We start from the raw sequence: 16938 nt of genomic DNA, 5'->3' as shown, positions 1-16938 counted from the left end.
ATGGCATTCGGCTCCTTCAACCATCACCGGCAGAAGGAATCCATGGCGGACATCAACGTCACGCCGATGGTGGACGTGATGCTGGTGCTGCTGGTGATCTTCATCATCAGCGCGCCGATGTTTACCAATGCAGTTCAGCTGGAACTGCCCAAGGCGCAGGCCAAGGCGCTGCAGCAGGAGGCCGATACCGTGACCCTGGCCATCGATGCCGCCGGCACGGTTTACTGGAATAACGATGCCTTGCAGCCGGGCGAGCTTGAGGAGCGCCTGGCCGAGGCGGCGGGCTTGCCGCAGCAGCCGGAGTTGCAGCTGCGGGCGGACAAGGATACCCGCTATGAAGTGGTGGCGCAGGTGATGGCGGCGGCGCAGTCGCATGGCCTGACCCGTCTTGGTTTCGTCACCGATCCGAAGGAAAAGAAATAATGGCTGTTGCTACGTTAAACGGGGCCGTAATCGGCGATGAGGCGGCTTTTCATGCTGCCTGCCAGGCGGCACTCGGGTTCCCGTCGGGGTATGGCGCGACGATTGATGCCTGGGTGGATTGCCTGTCTTATCTGCGCGATGAGGACAATATGACGCGCTTCCGGCTCAAGCCGAATGAGGTGCTGGAGATTGTTATTACCGATGCGAGGAAGATGCCGGGGGATTTGCTGGAAGAGATCAGCTATTGCGTCGGCGGGATCAATGAGCGCTATGAGGATTATGGCGAGAAGCCGGCGTTGAAACTGACTTTGCGCTAGAACCGGTAAACCGGTGTCTGACCCGCAGGGTCAGACACCCGGTACGCGGCCGCCGCAGGCCAGGTGTCTGACCCTGCGGGTCAGACATCGAATTACCGGTTTTGCTCGCCGGGCGCCAGCGTCAACACGTCGAAGCCGGTCTCGGTCACCGCCACCATATGCTCCCACTGCGCCGACAGCGACCTGTCGGCCGTGACCACGGTCCAGCCGTCCGGCAGTGCGCGCGTGGCGTGCTTGCCTGCATTGATCATCGGCTCGATGGTAAACACCATGCCCGGCTCCAGCAGCAGGCCGGTGCCCGGGCGGCCGTAATGCAGCACCTGCGGGTCTTCGTGATACACCATGCCGATGCCGTGGCCGCAATAGTCGCGCACCACGCTGTAGCCGGCCGCTTCGGCCAGCTTCTGGATCGCGTGCCCGACGTCGCCCAGGCGGTTGCCCGGCTTGACCGCGCGAATGCCGGCCCACATCGCGTCATACGTCACTTCGCACAGCTTCTGCGCCGCTTTTGACGGCGTGCCGACGTAGTACATGCGGCTGGTGTCGCCGAACCATTCGTCCTTGATGACGGCCACGTCGATGTTGATGATGTCGCCATCCTTCAGCACCTTCTTCGGGGTCGGGATGCCGTGGCATACCACCTCGTTGACCGAGGTGCAGACGGTGCCGGTGAAGCCGCCGTAGCCGACGTTGGCCGGGATGACTTTCTGGGTGTTGACGATGTAGTCGTTGCACAGCTGGTCCAGCTGGGCGGTCGAGACGCCCGGCTTGACGTGCGGTGCGATGAAGGTCAGCACGTCGGCCGCCAGTTGGCCGGCCACGCGGGCCAGCTCGACCTGGTCGGGCGTCTTGATCAGGATGGATTTGTTATTGCGTTTGCGCATAGGGGGTGCATGGTATCACGCGACCTTGGCCCTGTCGAAATGCGGGTTCTCAATCAGGCCGAGGACATTGCCGAACGGGTCGGCCAGCTCGGCCACCTTGATGCCTTCGCCCACTTCCTGGATTTCTGAGTGAGTGCTTGCTCCCAGTGCGAGGATGCGCTGGACTTCTTTGGCAATGTCTTCCACGCCCCAGTAGACCTGGCTGCCGGCCTTGCCGGGTTCGCCGTCCGGCAGCAGGCCCAGCTCGAAGCCGCCAATTTCAAAGCCGACGTAGAAGGGCTGGTCGAAGTAGGGCTCCATCTGGAATACCTTGCTGTACCAGGCTTTGCCGGCTGCCAGGTCGGGGGTGGGGTAAATCGCGGTGCGCAGGCCTTTGATCATGGTGTTCTCCTCCAGTGGGTGGTTGATGGCCGCATCTTGCCATGCCGGCCGCCGCCGCGATTGGAAAAATGGAAACTAGTCGCGCTTGTTGGCCTGTTCTTTCTGCGCATTTGCCGCACGATAGGCAGCGCGGCGCGCTTCGGCTTCCTGTGCGTAGCGCAGGCGCAGGGCCAGCGTCCATTCGCGCGAGCCGGGCATCTGGATGTAAATGGCATCCCATGCGCTACGCGTTGAGCCCAGCGACACTTGTACGAATTGGTTGGGTGACATGGTCCTGCCTTGGTGGACCAGGTCGTCACCGACGATGACGGCATAGCGGGTCACAGCGTAATTGGAGGTCCTTAGCCGCGTGCCTTCTGGCAGGAACAGTGATTTCCAGCGATAGCCTCGCTGTGAGGCAGGCTTGGCCAACTCGCGCTGGCGTTCCAGCCAGTCCCGAATGGCGAGATCGGCGACGATGGCGGGGGCAACTTCGCTGTGTTCGCCCTGGTATTCCAGGAAGGCGCGCAGCGTGGGCGCGGAAAGCGCTATACAGAGGGTCGGTAACACGTTCGTCTCCTTCGCGAGAACCTTAGATTTTTGCCCTCAATTGGTCTGACCAAAGTTAGATTTTGGTAGATTTTTGAGAGCGCGAAACTTTAGACAAGCGAAACGCCGAAAGTTCCGGAAAAATCTACCGAAATCTCACTTTGGTCAGACCAATTTGGCCCGAAAATCTAAGGTTCTCGCGACAGGGCGCGAAGGCCTACGGATTACCTAAATGGGCGTCTGGCGAGGCGCCGGTGAAGTCCTGGAAATCGCGGATCAGGTGGGATTGGTCGAAATAGCCGCTGTCGAGGGCCAGGGTGGCCCAGTCGTGGCCATGCCGTCCAGGCTCGGCTGCAAGGGCGGCAGTGCGGGCGGCCCGGAAGCGGCAGATGCGGGCGAAGAGTTTGGGCGACAGGCCGACATGGTCGCGGAACTGGTTGGCGAGGTACTGGCGCGAAACGCCCAGCGCCGCTGCCAGCGATTCGACGCGCAAGGCGCCGCCGCTGGCTTCAAGCTGCGCCACGGCATGCAGGGCGAGCGACTGGCCGGCTGGCGCGGCAGCTGCCACGCGCGAGGCAAGGGCGCTGGCGGCGCGCGCGCCGGCCGGGGCAAGCGAAAGGCGGGCGTAAAGCGCTTCCGTCAGCAGCGCCAAGCGTTCCGCATCGCTGCGCGCGACCGACCAAAGCTTGTCGCCGAACCGGTCCGCCGCCGAGCGGCCCCAAAGCTGGTCCAGGCCGGCGCGCTGGTCGATGAGGCTCGCCAGCGGCACCGGCCCCACGAACAGGCTGGCTGCGCCCGGGCGGAAGCGCACCGCTACCGTGCGCACGCGGCGCGCCGCCGGCACATCGAACCACGTGCTCATCATGCCGACGAAGAAGGCATTGCCGCTGTCCTGCCACAGGATATCGGTGCAATTGTCCGGCAAAACGCGGTGCGCGACGGGCAAAAGCGCCGGGTCGGCAGGCGCGGCAGGGGCTTCGGACAGCCACAGGCAGTCGACCAGCCCGGCCAGCCCCGGCGGGGGCGGAAATTCCTGATATCTCATTCTGACGCGCCGCACCAATGCATTGTTATAATGAAGGGTTCATATCCACCAATTTTAGTGCGCTCCATCATGCAAGAAAAATATAGTCCAGCAGAAGTCGAAAAAGCCGCCCAATCGCACTGGAAGGCGATCGACGCCTACAAAGCCGTCGAAAACGACCCGCGTTTCCCAAAAGGCAAGTATTACGCTTGCTCGATGCTGCCTTACCCATCGGGCAAGCTGCACATGGGCCACGTGCGCAACTATACGATCAATGACGTGATGTACCGCTACTTGCGGATGAACGGCTACAACGTGCTGATGCCGATGGGCTGGGACGCCTTCGGCATGCCGGCCGAAAATGCGGCCATGGCCAACAATGTGCCGCCAGCCAAGTGGACCTATTCCAATATCGACCACATGAAAGAGCAGATGCAGTCGATGGGCCTGGCGATCGACTGGTCGCGCGAGATGGCTGCCTGCAAGCCCGAGTACTACAAGTGGAACCAGTGGATGTTCCTGAAGATGCTGGAAAAAGGCATCATCTACCAGAAGACCGGCACCGTGAACTGGGACCCGGTCGACCAGACCGTGCTGGCCAACGAGCAGGTGGTCGACGGCAAGGGCTGGCGTTCGGGCGCGCTGATCGAAAAGCGCGAAATCCCGATGTACTACGTGCGCATCACCGACTATGCCGACGAGCTGCTGGACTACGTCGACAACAAGCTGCCAGGCTGGCCTGAGCGCGTGCGCACCATGCAGTCGAACTGGATCGGCAAGTCGACCGGCGTGCGCTTCGCCTTCCCGCACAACATCGCCGGCGGCGACGGCCAGTTGATCAACGACGGCAAGCTGTTCGTGTTCACCACCCGCCCTGACACCATCATGGGCGTGACCTTCTGCGCCGTGGCCGCCGAGCACCCGTTGGCCGCCCACGCCGCGCAAAACAAGCCGGAACTGCAAGCCTTCATCGCCGAATGCAAGATGGGCTCCGTGATCGAAGCCGACATGGCAACGATGGAGAAGAAGGGCATGCCGACAGGCCTGTTCGTGACCCACCCGATCACCGGCGAGCAGGTGGAAGTCTGGATCGGCAACTACGTCCTGATGACCTACGGCGACGGCGCCGTGATGGGCGTGCCGGCGCACGACGAGCGCGATTTCGCCTTCGCCAAAAAATACAATCTGCCAATCAAGCAGGTGATCGCCGCTGAAGGCCAGTCGTATTCCGACGACGCCTGGCAGGAATGGTACGGCGACAAGGCCGTCTCCGTGGTCACCAACTCCGGCAAGTACGACGGCCTGCGCTACAGCGAAGCGCTGGAAGCCATCGCCGCCGACCTGGCCGCCAAGGGCCTGGGCGAGAAGAAGACCACCTTCCGCCTGCGCGACTGGGGCATTTCGCGCCAGCGCTACTGGGGCACCCCGATCCCGATGATCCACTGCGAGTCCTGCGGCTCGGTGCCGGTGCCTGAGAAGGACCTGCCGGTGGTGCTGCCGGAAGACTGCGTGCCGGACGGCACCGGCAACCCGCTGAACAAGCATGAAGCCTTCCTCAAGTGCGACTGCCCGAAATGCGGCAAGCCTGCGCGCCGCGAGACCGACACCATGGACACCTTCGTCGACTCGTGCTGGTACTACATGCGCTATACCTCGCCGGGTTCCGACAAGGCCATGATCGACGCGCGCAACGACTACTGGATGCCGATGGACCAGTACATCGGCGGCATCGAGCACGCCGTGCTGCACCTGCTGTACGCGCGCTTCTGGACCAAGGTGATGCGCGACTTCGGCCTGGTCAAGTTCGACGAGCCGTTCACCAACCTGCTGACGCAAGGCATGGTGCTGAACGAGACCTACTACCGCGAAGAAGCCTCCGGCAAGAAGCACTGGTTCAACCCGGATGACGTGACGCTGACCACCGACGACCGCGGCCGTCCTGTATCGGCCGTGCTGAAGGCCGACGGCCAGCCGGTCAGCCTGGGCGGCATCGAGAAGATGTCCAAGTCCAAGAACAACGGCATCGACCCGCAGGTACAGATCGAACAGTACGGCGCCGACACCGCGCGCCTGTTCACCATGTTCGCTTCGCCGCCTGAGCAGACCCTGGAATGGTCCGGTTCCGGCGTGGAAGGCGCCAACCGCTACCTGAAGCGCGTGTGGAACTTCGGCTTCGCCCAGCGCGACGCGATCCGCGCCGCCGGTTCGCCGCTGGCTGCCGCTGCCGCCACCGACGACGGCAAGGCGCTGCGCCGCGAAGTGCACAAGGTGCTGCAGCAGGCCGACTACGACATCAAGCGCATCCAGTACAACACCGTGGTGTCGGCCTGCATGAAGATGCTGAATACCCTGGAATCGGCCAAGGGCGTCGAGCCGGCCGTGCTGGCCGAAGGCTACGCCATCTTCCTGCGCCTGCTGAATCCCGTGGCGCCGCACATCACCCACGTGCTGTGGCAGGAAATGGGCTATGGTAAAAACCATGGCGACATCCTGGACGCGCAATGGCCGCAGGTCGACCCGGCCGCGCTGGAGCAGTCCGAAATCGAGCTGATGATCCAGGTGAACGGCAAGCTGCGCGGCAGCGTGAAAGTGCCGAAGGCCGCCGACAAGGCCGCCATCGAAGCCGCCGCGCTGGCCGAGGAAAGCGTGCAGAAGTTCCTGGAAGGCGCGCCGAAGAAGGTCATCGTGGTACCGGGCAAATTGGTCAATATCGTGGTGTAAGGCAAAGATGACGACGACTCTGAACTCCCGCGGCGCCCTGCGCCGCTCCATGCTGGCGCTGGCCGCGCTGGGCATGGCTGCCGTGGCCACCGGCTGCGGCTTCCACCTGCGCGGCGCCGGCGGCACGTACACGCTGCCGTTCAACGCCATGTATGTGGGCTTGCCGGAGTCGTCGCCGCTGGCGATTGAGCTCAAGCGCAATATCCGCGTCAACGGCCACACCACCGTGGTGTCGAGCAAGGCCGACGCGGACGGCGTGATCGAAGTGCTGACCAATCCGGAAAAAACCCGCACCAAGTCGATCCTGTCCTTGAACAGCAATGGCCGTGTGCGCGAATACCTGCTCAGCTATAACATCCTGTTCCGCGTAACCGACAAGGCCGGCAACGAACTGCTGGCGCCGACCAATATCGTGCTGGGCCGCCCGATCACCTTCAGCGAAACCCAGCTGCTGGCGAAAGAGCAGGAAGAAGCCTTGCTGTACAAGGACATGCAGGCCGACCTGGTGCAGCAGATGATGCGACGCATGGCCGCCATCAAGCTCGGCGGCCCGGCGCCGGCGCCCACCCCGTCCGGCGTGCTGCCAGGCGTGCTGTCGGCGCCCGACGTCACCGCCCCTACCGCGCCGGCCGCGCCGCCGGTCCGCTAAAGGCGCGCCATGCAGTTGCGCGCCGACGCCCTCGACCAGCACGTCGCCAGGACGCTGGCCCCGCTGTACGTGATCACCAGCGACGAGCACTTGCTGGCGCTGGAAGCGGCCGACAAGATCCGCCGCGCCGCGCGCGCGCAAGGGTATTCCGAGCGCGACGTGCTGACCGTGGAGCGCAATTTCAAGTGGGGCGAGCTGTTGGCCGCCAACCAGGCCATGAGCCTGTTTGGCGACAAGAAGCTGATCGAACTGCGCATCCCGACCGGCAAGCCGGGCAAGGACGGCGGCGCCGCCCTGCAGGCTTACGCGAAAGACCTGTCGCCCGACAACCTCACGCTGATCACCCTGCCCAAGCTGGACTGGCAGACGCAGAAGGCGGCGTGGGTGGCGGCCTTGCAGCAGGCCGCCGTGTACATCGACATCCCGAACATCGAGCGCAATGCGCTGCCGGGATGGATTGCGAACCGCCTTGCCGCACAAGGGCAGAGCGCGGAGCGCGCCAGCCTGGACTTCATCGCCGACCGCGTTGAAGGCAACCTGCTGGCGGCACACCAGGAAATCCAGAAACTCGGTTTGCTGCACGAGCCGGGCAAGCTGGCCCACGAGCAGGTGCAGGACGCCGTGCTCAATGTGGCGCGCTACGACGTGTTCAAGCTGTCCGAAGCCATGCTCTCCGGCGACACCGCGCGCCTGATCCGCATGCTGGAAGGCCTGAAAGGCGAAGGCGAAGCGCTGCCGCTGGTGTTGTGGGCCGTCTCCGAAGAAATCCGCACGCTGCTAAAATTAAAGGCAGGCATGGCCCAGGGCCGTCCGCTGCCGGCGCTCCTGAAGGAATACCGCATCTGGGGCCCGCGCGAACGGCTGATGGAGCCGGCGCTGCGCCGCATCTCGCTGCCCACGCTGGAGGCGGCGATGCAGCAGGCCGCCCAGGTCGACCGCATGGTCAAGGGCCTGCGCGCCAAGGCGTTCGCCGGCGACCAGTGGGACGCCATGCTGCAATTGGCTTTGCGCGTCGCAAGAGGATAACGAATTAGGATGAATGCGATGGACATCAAGCAGTACATGCAAGATATCGGGCGCCGCGCCCGCGCCGCCTCGCGCGGCATGGCGCGCGCCGACAGCGCCACGCGCAACCGCGCGTTGCAACTGATCGCCGAGGCCATCGAGCGCGAGGCGCCGGCCCTGCGCGCCGCCAACGAGCAGGACCTGGCCGCCGCGCGCGCCGCTGGCCTGGCGCCGGCCATGCTGGACCGCCTGGCGCTGAGCGACAAGGCCATTGCCACCATGGTGGAAGGCCTGCGCCAGATCGTCTCGCTGCCCGACCCGGTGGGCGAAATCTCGAACGTGAAAATCCGCCCGTCCGGCATCCAGGTGGGCCAGATGCGCGTGCCGCTGGGCGTGATCGGCATCATCTACGAAGCGCGTCCCAACGTGACGGTGGACGCGGCCGGCCTGTGCATCAAGAGCGGCAACGCCACCATCCTGCGCGGCGGCTCGGAAGCGATCCACTGCAACCGCGCCCTGGCCAAGCTGGTCGCCGAAGGCCTGCAAGGCGCCGGCCTGCCCGCTGACGGAGTGCAGGTGGTCGACACCACCGACCGCGCCGCCGTCGGCGCCCTGATCACCATGCCGCAGTACGTCGACGTCATCGTGCCGCGCGGCGGCAAGGGCCTGATCGCGCGCCTGATGGAAGAAGCCACGGTGCCGATGATCAAGCACCTGGACGGCATCTGCCACGTCTACATCGACGCCAGGGCCGACATGGCCAAGGCGCTCGACATCGGCTTCAACGCGAAATGCCACCGCTACGGCACCTGCAACACGATGGAAACGCTGCTGGTGGCGCGCCCCATCGCCGCCGAGGTGCTGCCGCAGCTGGCCGCGCGCTACGCCACCGAGCAGGTCGAGCTGCGCGCCGACGCGGAAAGCCACGCCATCCTGGCCGCTGCCGGCTACCCGCGCCTGGCGCACGCCAGCGAAGAAGACTGGGCCACCGAATACCTGGCGCCGATCCTGGCGGTGCGCGTGGTGGACGGGCTGGACGCCGCCATCGAGCATTGCAACACCTGGTCCTCCAAGCACACCGAAGCCATCGTCACCGAGGACTACTCGGCCGCGATGCGCTTCCTGCGCGAAGTCGATTCCTCGTCGGTGATGATCAACGCCTCGACCCGTTTTGCCGACGGCTTCGAATACGGCCTGGGCGCCGAGATCGGCATTTCCAACGACAAGCTGCACGCGCGCGGCCCGGTCGGCCTGGAAGGCCTGACTTCCCTCAAATACGTGGTGTTCGGCCACGGCGAAACTAGAAAATAAATATGCTCTGGATCAAAGCGCTGCATATCGTCTTCATCGTGTCCTGGATGTCCGGGCTGTTCTACCTGCCGCGCATTTTCGTCAACCTGGCGATGGAAACGCCGGGCCCGGCATCCGAACGCCTGCTGACGATGGCGCGCAAGCTGTACCGCTTCACCACCATGCTGGCGCTGCCGGCGGTGGTGTTCGGCATCTGGCTGGTGGTGCTGCAGTACGGCGCGAAGATGCCGGGCTGGCTGCACGCCAAGTTGTTCTTCGTGTTCCTGCTGCTGGGCTACCACCACGCCTGCGGCGCGCTGCTGAAGAAGTTTGAACGCGGCGCCAATGTGCGCGGCCATGTGTTTTACCGGTGGTTCAATGAAGTGCCGGTGCTGATGCTCTTGGCGATTGTCATCCTGGTGGTCGTCAAGCCTTTCTAAAACCGGCAAACCGGTGTCTGACCCGCAGGGTCAGACACCAGGCCCGGGACAGCCGCGTAACGGTGTCTGACCCTGCGGGTCAGACACCGATGTACCGGTTTTGATTTTTACAACGGATAAAGGGTCCCCCAACATGCCATCCTATTTCTGCCCATGCCCGCGCGGCCTGGAAGCCGCCTTGGCGGAAGAACTGACCGAAATCGCGGCCATGAGCCCGACCATGAAGGTCCACAACCAGGTCCCCGGCGGCGTACACGCCTCCGGCGACCTGTACGACGCCTACCGCATCAACCTGCACTCGCGCATCGCCTCGCGCGTCCTGATGCGCATGGGCGTGTGCCACTACCAGAACGAAAACGACATCTACGACCTGGTGCTGGGCCAGCCGTGGGAAGAATGGTTCGGCATCCACCACACCATCCGCGTCGACGTCACCGCCATCAAGTCGCCCCTGAAGTCGCTGGAATTCACCACGCTGAAGATCAAGGACGCCGTGTGCGACCGCTTCCGCGACATGTACGGCAAGCGCCCCTCGGTCAACACGCGCGAGCCCGACATGCGCATCTTCGGCTTCCTCGACCAGCGCCAGTTCATGGTCTACCTCGACACCTCCGGCGAAGCGCTGTTCAAGCGCGGCTGGCGCACCGAGACCGGCGACGCCCCGCTGCGCGAAAACCTGGCCGCCGGCCTGCTGCGCGTGTCCGGCTGGAAGCCGGGCGTGCCGCTGTTCGACCCGATGTGCGGCTCCGGCACCATCCTGTGCGAAGCCGCCCAGATGGTGCAAGGGATCCCGCCCGGCGCCCGCCGCCGCTTCGCCTTCGAAAAATTCCACGACTTCGACCCCGAGCCGTGGCAGAAGATGAAGACCGACTTCAAGCCCAACCCGCTGCCGGCCGAACCGACCATTTTCGGCTCCGACATTTCCGGCGACATGGTGGCGATGGCGCGCCACAACCTGAAGAGCGCCGGCATCCTGTTCGACGTGCCGCTCAAGCAGATCGAAGCGCAGCAGGTGCAGGCACCGACCAAGGAGCCCGGCATCCTCTTGACCAACCCGCCGTACGGCGAGCGGATCGGCGTGCGCGGCGACGCCAGCCTGGAAGAAGACGAGCTGGCGAAAAGCTTCTACAGCGCGTTTTCCACCACCCTCAAGCAGCGCTTCTCCGGCTGGACCGCCTACCTGTTCACCGCCGACCTGGGCCTGCCGAAGATGCTGCGCCTGAAAGAATCGCGCAAGACGCCGTTCTTCAACGGCGCGCTGGAATGCCGCCTGTTCCGCTTCGACATGGTGGCCGGCTTCAACCGCAAGCCGGCTAGCGAGTAAAAAGTCGGGGTCAGGTCTGGCAATCGGACACGGGCTCGGCTGCTTAAGTCGGGGTCAGGTCTGACAAACGAACATTTTGCGGGTACAGTGTGGGGCTTGGCGGCCCGAGCCCCGGGCCGCAATATGTCCGTTTGACAGACCTGACCCCTTGCATACGCCGCCGACCGACGAAACGTCTTTTATTCCCGAGCCGGAGGCGCCGCAGCGTAAGCCGCTGGGACCGGGCGCGCTGGCAGCGGTGCTGGCCAGCCTGTCGATGCTGGGCCCGTTCTCGATTGACGCCTATCTTCCCGCCTTCCCCAACATCCAGGCCACGCTGCATGCGACGCCGATCGAAGTCCAGCAATCGCTGACGGCTTACATGCTGGCCTTTGCCGGCATGGTGCTGTGGCATGGCGCGCTGTCGGACGCGTTCGGGCGCCGCAACGTGATCCTGGTGTCGCTGGTGGCCTTCCTGCTCGGCACCGTGGGCTGCGCCGCCGCCCACTCGGTGCAGTACCTGTGGTTCTTCCGCGTGCTGCAGGGCGTGTCGGCCGGCGCCGGGGTGGTGGTCGGCCGCGCCATCATCCGCGACCTGTACGCCGATGCCGCCGCCGCGCGCCTGCTGTCCCTGGTGACCATGATCTTCTCGATCGCGCCGGCCGTGGCGCCGGTGCTGGGCGGCTTCATCGTCAAGTATTCGGACTGGCGCACCATCTTCCTGGCGCTGGCCGGCTACACGGTGCTGCTGTTCATCGTCTGCTACCGGCGCCTGCCCGACACCCTGCCGCGCGACAAGCGGCAGCCGTTCAACCCGCGCTACCTGTGGCGCAACTACAAGTCCATCCTGGCTTCGCCGCTGTTCCATTTGAAGACCGGCGTGGTGGCGTTCAACTTCGCCGGCCTGTTCCTGTACATCACGGCCGCACCGGTGGCGCTGCCGGCCCACCTGCACCTGGGCCCGGAGCAGTTTGCCTGGCTGTTCGTGCCAGCCGTATCCGGCATCTTCCTCGGCGCGCTGGCGGCCAACCGTATCGCAGGCAAGACCAGCTTCGCGCGCCAGATCGGCATGGGCTTCTGCTTCCTGATCACGGCCGCCACCGTCAACGTCGGCTACCACCTGCTGGCCGGGCCGGCGCTGCCGTGGAGCGTGCTGCCGCTGTTCTTCTACACCTTTGGCATGTCGATGGCGGCGCCGGCCGCCACCCTGCTGGCGCTCGACCTGTTCCCCCACATCCGCGGCACGGTGGCCTCGGTGCAATCGTTCGCCACCACCCTGCTGGGGGCGCTGGTGGCCGGCGTTCTGGCGCCGCTGGCCTCGCATTCCTTCCTGTGGCTGGCCGGCGGCCAGCTGGCGCTGACGCTGACGGCACTCGGTCTGTGGTTGACGGCGCGCTCACTACGGCGCAAGATAGTGCCTATTTGAAAATATTGTTGGTACAAAGTAAATTACTACCAATAGTGTAGTTCTTGCTACACAAATGCATTTTATTGCCGTCAGAAATTTGTATTGCCGTTAAGTTATAGTATATTTATGCCAATTTGCGTAGTGGATTGCAAGCCGGAATACAGCCGCTAAGACCCCCATGCAACATCCCGACCAAGACATCCGCAATCGCTTGCTGATCGCGCGGCTGCCCGCCATGCCGCAGATCCTGATCAAGCTGATTGAACTCCTGCAAGCCGACGATGCCGGCATGCCGGAGCTGGCCGCGCTGATCGCCAAGGATGCCGGGATGGCCAGCAAGATCCTGGCCGTGGCCAACAGCTCGGCCTACCAGCGCCACCAGCGCACGGTGGGCCTGGAGCAGGCCCTGGTCTCGCTGGGCACCGACACCATCAAGACGCTGGTGATTTCCGAATCGGTGTTCCAGACCTTCAACAGTTTCCCGCACAGCGGCAGCACCGACTTGCGCGCCTTCTGGAAAGGCTCGCTGACCACGGCCGTCATCGCGCGCGATATCGCGCGCGCGCTCGACTACCCGCACGTGGAGGAAGCCTACCTGGCCGGCCTGCTGCACAATGTCGGCCGCCTGGCACTGCTGGCCACCGCGCCCAAGGAGTACGCCTACAACTTCACCGCGCGCGATGACGAGGACTTGTGCGCGGTGGAACTGCGCACGCTGGAAATCACCCACGCCGAAGCCGGCGCCTGGCTGATCGAGCGCTGGAACCTCGACTCCTTCCTGGCCGATTCCGTGCTGTACCACCACGAGCCGGTGCTGCGCCTGGAAGCGGCGCATCCCCTGATCCGCATCGTGCGCCTGGCGCACCAGCTGTGCTACCACGCCGACGCGCCGCAGGGCGCCGCCGACGCGGCCGCCCTGTGCGGCATCGAGGAAGACAAGCTGGACGCCTTCGTCAAGTCGGCCGCGCGGCAAGTGGCGCGCGCCGCCGAAGCGCTGGGCATCGACCTGGCCGGCGCCGACGACGTGCCGGCGCCGCCCGCCGCGCCGCCCGCGCCGGTCGACCCGGTGCAGGTGCGCCTGTCGGAAGAAGTGCGCAACATGGTGCTGGTGCAGGAAATGGGCCAGAGCTTCGCGCGCCAGCAGGGCGAGGCCGGCATGCTGGATGCGATGACGCGCTCGGCGCGCATCCTGTTTGACCTGGAGACCACGGTGATGCTGCTGGAAAGCCCGACCGGCCACGCGCTGCAGGGCGCCGGCAGCGGCGAAGCGCAGCAGCGCCTGGCCGAGTTTGCCGTGCCGCTCAACAAGCCAGGCTTGCTGTCCGATGCCGCCAACGGCCGCCAGCTGGCGTTTGCCGCCCGTATTGGCAGCGGCGCCGGCGCCGGCCTGGGCATCGCGGAAGAACAGCTGTTCCGCATCATCGGCAGCGAAGCGCTGGTGTGCCTGCCGCTGGTGGCCGGCCAGCGCTGCCTGGGCATGATCGTCGGCGGCCTGCCGGCCTGGCAGCTGCCGCTGCTGCAAAAGAAGGAGCGCTTCCTGCAAGCCTTCGGCAGCCAGGCGGCCAATGCGCTGGAAACCGCCCTGTCCGAACGCGGCCACGTCCGCCGCCAGGTGGCGCACGTGGCCGAGGAATACCGCGAAGCGTCGCGGCGCGTGGTGCACGAGGTGAACAACCCGCTGTCGATCATCAAGAACTACCTGTCGGTGCTGGACGCCAAGCTGGCGCGGCGCGAGCCGGTGGTGTCCGAGATGTCGATCCTGAACGAGGAGATCGACCGCGTCGGCCACCTGATCAACGGCCTGGCCGACCTGCAGCCCTCCGATGGCGGCTGCGTCGCCAATGTGGCGCGCGTGGTGGAGGACGTGCTGCGCCTGTTCCGCGCCACCGACTTCCTGCCCGCCTCGGTGCAGGTGATCACGCGCATGCAGGACGGCCCGCAGGAAGTCGACGGCGACGCCGACCTGCTCAAGCAGATCCTGGTCAACCTGGTCAAGAACGCGATCGAGGCCCAGCCCAACGGCGGCCGCATCGAGCTGGCCAACCGCGGCCTGGTCAACCGCGAACGCCGCCTCTACGTCGAGCTGGTGGTGGCCGACGCCGGCCCGGGCCTGGCGCAGGACGTGCTGGCCAACCTGTTTACCGCAGTGAAGAGCAGCAAGGAAGGCAAGCATCACGGCCTGGGCCTGTCGATCGTGCACAACCTGGTCAAGAAGATGAACGGCATGATCAGTTGCCGCAGCGGCGCCAACGGCACCTCGTTTGAACTCCTGCTGCCGGCCCGCGGCAGCACCAGCCAGCTCGCCCCGGTGCAGGCGCGCGGCGCGGTGGATTCCGTATAAGGCCCGCATGAACACGATGATCCCGACGCCCCCGCCGCCGGAATTCCAGCCACGCCTGCTGCTGGTCGACGACGAACCGCGCCTGCTGTCTTCCCTGTACGAGCTGCTGCGCGTGCAGGACAGCTACCAGCTGGTGACCGCCAGCACCGGCGCCGAAGCGCTGGCCCACCTGAGCCGCCAGCAATTCGACCTGCTGCTGCTGGACCTGCGCCTGCCCGACATGAGCGGCCACGACATCATGGACTTCGTGAACGCGCGCGAGATCGACTGCGACGTGATCGTCATGAGCGGCGAGGCCGGCATCGAGGCCGCCATCGGCGCCTTGAAGCGCGGCGCCTACGACTACCTGCGCAAGCCGTACAACCCGCCCGAGCTGCTCAAGACGGTGGAGAACGCGCTGCAAAAGCGCCGCCTGGCGGTGGAGAACACGCGCATCGGCCAGCGCCTGGAAAACTCGGAAAAGATGTACCGCTACCTGGTGGACAGCTCGCCCGACATCATCTACACCCTGAACCACGAGGGCTGCTTCACCTTCGTCAACGACCGCGCCTACCAGTTGCTGGGCTACTCGCGCGAAGAGCTGATCGGCAGCCACTACTCGGTGCTGGTGCACGAGGAAGACCAGGAGCGCGCCCGCTACGTGTTCAACGAGCGCCGCGTCGACGAACGCGCCTCGCGCAACGTCGAGCTGCGCCTCAAGTGCAACAACAGCGCCGCCGGCGACCGCACCTTCAGCAACACCCTGATGACGATTTCGCTCAACGCGATCGGCATGCACGTGCCGGGCGAGGAAGTGGCGCGGCACGAGTTCTTCGGCACCTACGGCGTGGCGCGCGACATCACCGACCGCAAGCGGGCCGAGGAGATGATCTCCTACCAGGCCTACCACGACATCCTGACCGACCTGCCCAACCGCATCCTGTTCAAGGACCGCCTCGGGCTGGCCGTGATCCAGGCCAAGCGCAAGCTCACCGAGCTGGCCGTGATGTTCATCGACCTTGACCGCTTCAAGCTGGTCAACGACACGCTGGGCCACGTCAAAGGCGACGAGCTGCTGCAGCAGGCCGCGCGGCGCCTGAAGGAATGCCTGCGCAAGGGCGACACGCTGGCGCGCCATTCCGGCGACGAATTCACCATCGTGCTGCCCGAGCTGCGCGACCGCGCCGACGCCAGGGCCATTGCCGACAAGTTCCAGGAAGTGCTGCAGGCGCCGTTCGACCTGGACGGCCACGTGGTGCACATCTCGGCCTCGATCGGCATCGCGGTCTACCCGAACGACGGCGATTCGATCGAAGAGCTGCTGCGCCACGCCGACATCGCCATGTACCAAGTCAAGGCGCAGGGCAAGAACGGCCACAGCTTCTACCACGCCTCGATGCAGGACATGTCGCACCAGAAGATCGCGCTGGAGCAGTCGCTGCGCAAGGCGCTCGAGAACAACGAGCTGGAAATGTACTACCAGCCGCAGGTCGACATGGCCAGCGGCCGCATCATCGGCGCCGAAGGCCTGATGCGCTGGAACCACCCGACGCGCGGCCTGCTGTCGGCCGGCGAGTTCCTGCCGTTCGCCGAAGAAAACGGCTTGATGCTGCCGATTTCGGACTGGATGATCGGCGCCCTGTGCCGCGACCTGCTGCTGTGGAACGCGGCCGGCGCCGACAATATCCGCCTGTCGCTGAACCTGTCGCCGCAATACCTCGACCGCGGCGACTTCTTCGAAAAGATGCGCAATGCGCTGCTGCGCTACCAGATCTCGCCCTCGCAGATCGAAGTGGAGATCACCGAGAACATCTGCATCCGCAACCCGCAATACGCCATCGAGCAGTTGAACAAGCTGTGCCAGCTCGGCGTATCGGTGGCCATCGACGATTTCGGCACCGGCTACTCCTCGCTGTCCTACCTGCACCGCTTTCCGATCCACACCATCAAGATCGACCAGAGCTTCGTCAAGGAGATCCACGACGAGCACGGGCACTACCCGGTGATCCTGGCCATCATCTCGATCGCGCGCGGCCTGGGCCTGCACCTGGTGGCCGAAGGCGTGGAGACCGAAGTGCAGGCGCGCTACCTGGCCGCCAACGGCTGCGCCACCATGCAGGGCTACCTGTATTACCGCCCGATCGCGCTGACGGCCTTCATGGAAGTGCTGGCGGCGCAGAACCAGGCCGACGCTCCCGCCATCGCCCTGCCGGCCGGCTTGCGCCTGGCGAGCCAGGCCTAGGCA

The 16938-nt window shown here is 65.0% G+C and carries 15 protein-coding genes; 11 read left to right on the top strand and 4 right to left on the bottom strand.

Annotated features, from left to right (window positions below; translation table 11 throughout):
• Both ACN9MY_RS29840 and ACN9MY_RS29835 read left to right on the top strand, forming a co-directional pair.
• Nucleotides 1-423 (top strand): ExbD/TolR family protein, encoded by a 423-nt coding sequence (locus ACN9MY_RS29840; RefSeq protein ID WP_426165760.1) that lies wholly within the window; start codon nucleotides 1-3, stop codon nucleotides 421-423.
• Nucleotides 423-740, top strand: coding sequence for a barstar family protein (locus ACN9MY_RS29835; protein ID WP_426336556.1), 318 nt, complete (start codon nucleotides 423-425; stop codon nucleotides 738-740). Before ACN9MY_RS29840 ends, ACN9MY_RS29835 begins: the two co-directional genes overlap by 1 nt.
• A gap of 92 nt (nucleotides 741-832) precedes the next feature.
• Here the strand turns inward: ACN9MY_RS29835 and map are convergent, their stop codons facing one another.
• The 4 genes from map to ACN9MY_RS29815 form a co-directional block, all read right to left on the bottom strand.
• A complete protein-coding gene (gene map / locus ACN9MY_RS29830; RefSeq protein ID WP_426319534.1) occupies nucleotides 833-1624 on the bottom strand; it encodes a type I methionyl aminopeptidase in 792 nt (263 codons plus the stop codon).
• 15 nt (nucleotides 1625-1639) lie between these two features.
• A complete protein-coding gene (locus ACN9MY_RS29825) occupies nucleotides 1640-2005 on the bottom strand; it encodes a VOC family protein (protein WP_426319533.1) in 366 nt (121 codons plus the stop codon).
• Between the two features lie 75 nt (nucleotides 2006-2080).
• Nucleotides 2081-2554 carry a hypothetical protein gene (locus ACN9MY_RS29820; protein ID WP_426319532.1) on the bottom strand — a complete coding sequence of 158 codons (474 nt, stop codon included), beginning with the start codon at nucleotides 2552-2554 and terminating at the stop codon, nucleotides 2081-2083.
• A gap of 196 nt (nucleotides 2555-2750) precedes the next feature.
• Nucleotides 2751-3578: an AraC family transcriptional regulator gene (locus ACN9MY_RS29815; protein WP_426319531.1), complete on the bottom strand. Its 828-nt coding sequence runs from the start codon at nucleotides 3576-3578 to the stop codon at nucleotides 2751-2753.
• 69 nt (nucleotides 3579-3647) lie between these two features.
• On the opposite strand from ACN9MY_RS29815, the gene leuS reads away from it, so the two are divergent.
• From leuS to ACN9MY_RS29770, 9 genes are all read left to right on the top strand, one after another.
• Nucleotides 3648-6278 carry a leucine--tRNA ligase gene (leuS, locus tag ACN9MY_RS29810; protein ID WP_426336555.1) on the top strand — a complete coding sequence of 877 codons (2631 nt, stop codon included), beginning with the start codon at nucleotides 3648-3650 and terminating at the stop codon, nucleotides 6276-6278.
• Between the two features lie 7 nt (nucleotides 6279-6285).
• Entirely contained in the window at nucleotides 6286-6927 is a 642-nt protein-coding gene (lptE, locus tag ACN9MY_RS29805) for an LPS assembly lipoprotein LptE (RefSeq protein ID WP_426336554.1), read from the top strand.
• Between the two features lie 9 nt (nucleotides 6928-6936).
• The gene (gene holA, locus ACN9MY_RS29800; protein ID WP_426336553.1) at nucleotides 6937-7953 is read left to right on the top strand and encodes a DNA polymerase III subunit delta; all 1017 of its coding nucleotides are present in this window, start codon (nucleotides 6937-6939) and stop codon (nucleotides 7951-7953) included.
• Between the two features lie 18 nt (nucleotides 7954-7971).
• Nucleotides 7972-9243 (top strand): glutamate-5-semialdehyde dehydrogenase, encoded by a 1272-nt coding sequence (locus tag ACN9MY_RS29795; RefSeq protein ID WP_426336552.1) that lies wholly within the window; start codon nucleotides 7972-7974, stop codon nucleotides 9241-9243.
• Nucleotides 9244-9245: 2 nt separating this feature from the next.
• Entirely contained in the window at nucleotides 9246-9662 is a 417-nt protein-coding gene (locus ACN9MY_RS29790) for a CopD family protein (RefSeq protein ID WP_426165740.1), read from the top strand.
• Nucleotides 9663-9795: 133 nt separating this feature from the next.
• Nucleotides 9796-10986 carry a THUMP domain-containing class I SAM-dependent RNA methyltransferase gene (locus tag ACN9MY_RS29785; RefSeq protein ID WP_426165738.1) on the top strand — a complete coding sequence of 397 codons (1191 nt, stop codon included), beginning with the start codon at nucleotides 9796-9798 and terminating at the stop codon, nucleotides 10984-10986.
• Between the two features lie 181 nt (nucleotides 10987-11167).
• Nucleotides 11168-12391: a multidrug effflux MFS transporter gene (locus tag ACN9MY_RS29780; protein WP_426172338.1), complete on the top strand. Its 1224-nt coding sequence runs from the start codon at nucleotides 11168-11170 to the stop codon at nucleotides 12389-12391.
• 160 nt (nucleotides 12392-12551) lie between these two features.
• Complete coding sequence (locus tag ACN9MY_RS29775; RefSeq protein ID WP_426336551.1) at nucleotides 12552-14714, top strand: HDOD domain-containing protein; 2163 nt, start codon at nucleotides 12552-12554, stop codon at nucleotides 14712-14714.
• A 7-nt stretch (nucleotides 14715-14721) separates the two neighbouring features.
• On the top strand, nucleotides 14722-16935 hold the full coding sequence (locus ACN9MY_RS29770) for a putative bifunctional diguanylate cyclase/phosphodiesterase (protein WP_426165734.1): 2214 nt from the start codon (nucleotides 14722-14724) through the stop codon (nucleotides 16933-16935).
• The last annotated feature ends 3 nt before the right edge of the window (nucleotides 16936-16938 follow it).

Source organism: Pseudoduganella sp. R-31, from assembly GCF_049913235.1.
Lineage (GTDB): Bacteria > Pseudomonadota > Gammaproteobacteria > Burkholderiales > Burkholderiaceae_D > Rugamonas.
This window is presented reverse-complemented; position numbering and strand designations above follow the sequence as displayed.